The 3,687-nt window shown below is 73.9% G+C and carries 1 protein-coding gene; it reads right to left on the bottom strand.

Annotated features, from left to right (window positions below; genetic code table 11):
* On the bottom strand, window positions 1-3,687 hold a 3,687-nt coding region (locus QH283_RS05440; RefSeq protein ID WP_280501915.1), incomplete at both ends, for an amino acid adenylation domain-containing protein.

The following is a 3,687-nucleotide window of genomic DNA, read 5'->3' as shown; positions in this document are numbered from 1 at the left end:
CGGGCGGCCACCGCGCCGTTGGGGTGCTCGAGACGGGGGACGTCGGGGGCGGTGAGCCGTACCAGCGGGAAGGCCTCCGGGCGGGCTGGGCGGCCGCCGCGCCCGCGCCCGGACGGCCGGGCCGGCGGCTCGATCGCCGTGTCCTCGGCGGTGGTGCGGGCCTTGGCCGCCAGGGCGGCGACCGTCTTGGCGTCGAACACATCTCGCGGGGTGATGACCAGCCCCGCCGCCTTGGCCAGCGCGACCAGGCGCATGGAGACGATGCTGTCGCCGCCGAGGGTGAAGAAGTTGCTCTGCGCGCTGACGCTGTGCGGGTCGAGGTGCAGGACCTCGGCGAACAACCGGGCCATGATGTGCTCGGCGGGCGTCGACGGCGCCCGGCCCGGAGTGATCTCGGCCTGGAATTCGCGCTGGCGCAGCACATTGCGCGCGATCTTGCCGGATGCCGACATCGGCATGGCGTCGAGCACCACGATGGCCGACGGGTTCATGTAGTGCGGCAGTTCGGCGGCCAGGTCGTCGTGCAGGGCGCGCACGTCGACCGCGGCGCCGGGCACCGGCACCACATAGGACACCAGGACCGGTTCGCCCGCCGGACCGGGGCGCGCCACGGTGGCGGCGGTGGCGACGCACTCGTGGCGGGCCAGGTGGGCGTCGATCTCCTCCGGTTCGATGCGCAGGCCGTGGATCTTGACCTGCTGGTCGTTGCGCCCGAGATACTCCAGTTCCAGGCCGGTCCGGCCGCGCAGCCAGCGCACCGCGTCGCCGGTGCGGTACAGGCGCGCGCCGTCGCCGGCGAACGGGTCGGGCACGAACCGGGTGGCGGTGAGATCGGGGCGGCCGTGGTAGCCGCGGGCCAGGCCGGGGCCGCCCAGGTACAGCTCGCCGGTCACGCCCTCGGGCACCGGGCGCAGCCAGTGGTCGAGCACCACCGCGGTGACGCCGGGGATCGGGGCGCCGATGGTGACCGGCTCCCCGGGCCGCAGCGTGTCCGAGCCGGTGGCCCATACGGTGGCCTCGGTGGGGCCGTAGTGGTTCATCAGGGTGCGGCTGGGCGCCCAGCGCTCGACCACCTCGGCGCCGGTCGCCTCGCCGACCACGGCGATGGTGGTCAGCTCGGGCAGGCGCGCCGGATCGAGGGTGCTCAGCACGGTGGGGGTGATGACGGCGTGGGTGACCCGCTGCTCGGCGAGCAAAGCCTCCAGGTCGGCGCCTGCGTAGGACTCCGGCGGGGCGACCACCAGGCAGGCGCCCGCGCTGTGGGCGAGCAGCAGCTCGGAGACGCAGGCGTCGAAGCCGGGCGAGGCGACGTTCAGCACGCGCGACTCGATGCTCACGGCGAACGAATCCACCTGCGCGGCGACAAGTCCGGCCAGGCCGCGGTGGCTGACCTGGACCGCCTTGGGCTTGCCGGTCGAACCGGAGGTATAGATGACGTAGGCCGTGTTCTCCGGCCGGAGAGCGGGGCGGGGTTCGGGTGTGCGCTCGTCCCGCACCCGGTCGCCGGTCTCGGTGTCGCCGGGCTCAGGGGCCGGATCGAAGGCGGCCGGATCGAAGGCGGCCGGATCGTCCCGGTCGCCGAGCACGATCCAGTCCACGGTGCCCGGGAGTCCGTGCGCCACCGTGTCGAGGGTGACGCCGATCCGGCTGCCCGAGTCGGCCAGCAGTTCGGCGATCCGCTCGGACGGGTTCGCCGGGTCAAGCGGGACGAAGGCCGCGCCGGTCTTCGCCACCGCCCACACCGCCACGATCAGCTCGGCCGAACGCGGCAGGGCAAGGGCGACGAAGACCTCGGGGCGGGCGCCGCGCGCGCTCAGCACCCGGGCCAGCCGGGTCGCGCGGCGGTCGAGTTCGGCGTAGGTGAGCGCGTCGCGACCGAAGCGGACGGCCGTCTCCTCGGCGTGGGTGGAAGCGGCCTCGGCCAGGATCTCCCGCAGGGTGCGCTCGGCGGCTCGCGCGGGCGCGCCGACCGAGAGCAGTTCGGCGCGTTCGGCAGCGCGGCAGGTGCGCAGCGCGGCGACCCGGGGGGCCGGGTCGGCGGCCAGCTGGGACAGGATCAGCGCGAACCGGTCGAGCAACGCGCGCGCCTGCTCGGCGTCGAACCGGTCGGTGGCGAAACGCAGTGTCACGGTGTGGGTGTCGGACTCGCCGAGCGCGCCGCTGCCCTCGTGGCCCGGCCGCGGCGGGGTCACTTGCAGACTGAGCGGGTACGGCGTGGCGTCCTGGGCGTCCACCTCCGTGAGGCGCAGGCCGGCGCCGGACAGATCGCCGGACAGCTCGCGCTGGTCGAGCGGGTAGGACTCGAGCACGGTCACGGTGTCGAACATGTCGGCCACGCCGGTCTCGCGCTGGAGTTCGGCCAGACCGACGTGCCGGTGGTCGAGCATGGCGGCCTGCTCGGACTGCACCCGGGTCAGCAGATCGGCCACGGTCTCGCCGGGCTCGAGCCGGACCCGCACCGGCAGGGTGTTGATGAACAGGCCGACCATGCGCTCCACACCGGCCAGCTGCGGCGGGCGGTGCGAGACGGTGTTGCCGAACACCACGTCCGAGCGGCCGGACAGCACGGTGAGCAGCAGCGCCCAGGCGGCCTGGATGGCGGTGCCCGCGGTGACCCCGTGCGAGCGGCCGAGCGCGAGCACCGCGGCGCTGGTGGCCGGATCGAGGCGCAGCGTCACCTCGCCGGTCTCGTCGGTGACCACGCGGTCGCCGTGGCCGGCGACCCTGGTCGGGCTCTCGATGCCGTCGAGCATGCGACGCCAGGCCGCCAGGGCGGCGTCGTGATCCTGCGTGGCCAGCCAGTGCAGGTAGTCCCGGTAGGAGCGGGCCGGGCCGAGCGCGGCCGGGTCGCCCTCGGTGCGGTAGGCGGTGAGCAGTTCGTGCACGATCAGCGGCATGGACCAGCCGTCGAGCACGATGTGGTGGTTGGTCACCAGCAGCCGGTACTCGTCCGCGCCGGTGCGCACCAGGTGGAAGCGCAGCAGCGGCGGGTGTGCGGGGTCGAACGGTTCGGCCGCCGCCTCGGCGATCCGCCGCAGCTCGGCCGCCCGGTCACCCCGGTCGGCGATGTCGGTGTAGCGCCAGTCCACCGGCACCCGGCGCAGCACGATCTGCCGTGGGCCGGAGGGGCTTTCGACGAAGGCGGCGCGCAGGCTGTCGTGCCGGTCGATGAGCAGTTGCGCGGCGCGGCGCATCCGTTCGGGGTCGACCTCGCCGGTGAAACTCAGCGCTGCCTGCACCGTGTAGCCGTCGGAGCCGTCGGTGTCGTAGACGGCGTGGAACAGCAGACCGGACTGCAACGGCGTCAACGGCCACACGTCGGTCATGCCCTGGTACTCACGCTGCCAGGCGTCGATGTCCTCGGCGGTCACCTCGGCCAGCGGGAAGTCCGAGGGGGTGTAGCCGCCCGCGGTGTCGGATTCGACGTGCGCGGCCAGCGCGCGCAGCGCCTGCACCCACCGCTGCGCCAGTTCCTCGACATCGGCGGCGCGCAGGATCTGCGTGGCGTACTCCCAGGTCGCCTCGAGTTCCAGCCCGTCGGGGCCCTCCTCGGCGATGGCGTTGATGTCGACGACCGCGGGCAGCGCCATGCGGGGGTCGGTGGTCGCGGTCAGCGCGTCGAATTCGGGAGTGGGTGCCCCCCCCCCCGCGGTATAGCGGGCACCCCCCCGACCCAGATAGTTGAAA

It is taken from the genome of Nocardia farcinica, from assembly GCF_029867845.1.
Classification (GTDB): Bacteria; Actinomycetota; Actinomycetes; order Mycobacteriales; family Mycobacteriaceae; genus Nocardia; species Nocardia farcinica_A.
The sequence above is the reverse complement of the archived record's forward strand: the minus strand, read 5'-3'. Positions and strand labels throughout refer to the sequence as shown.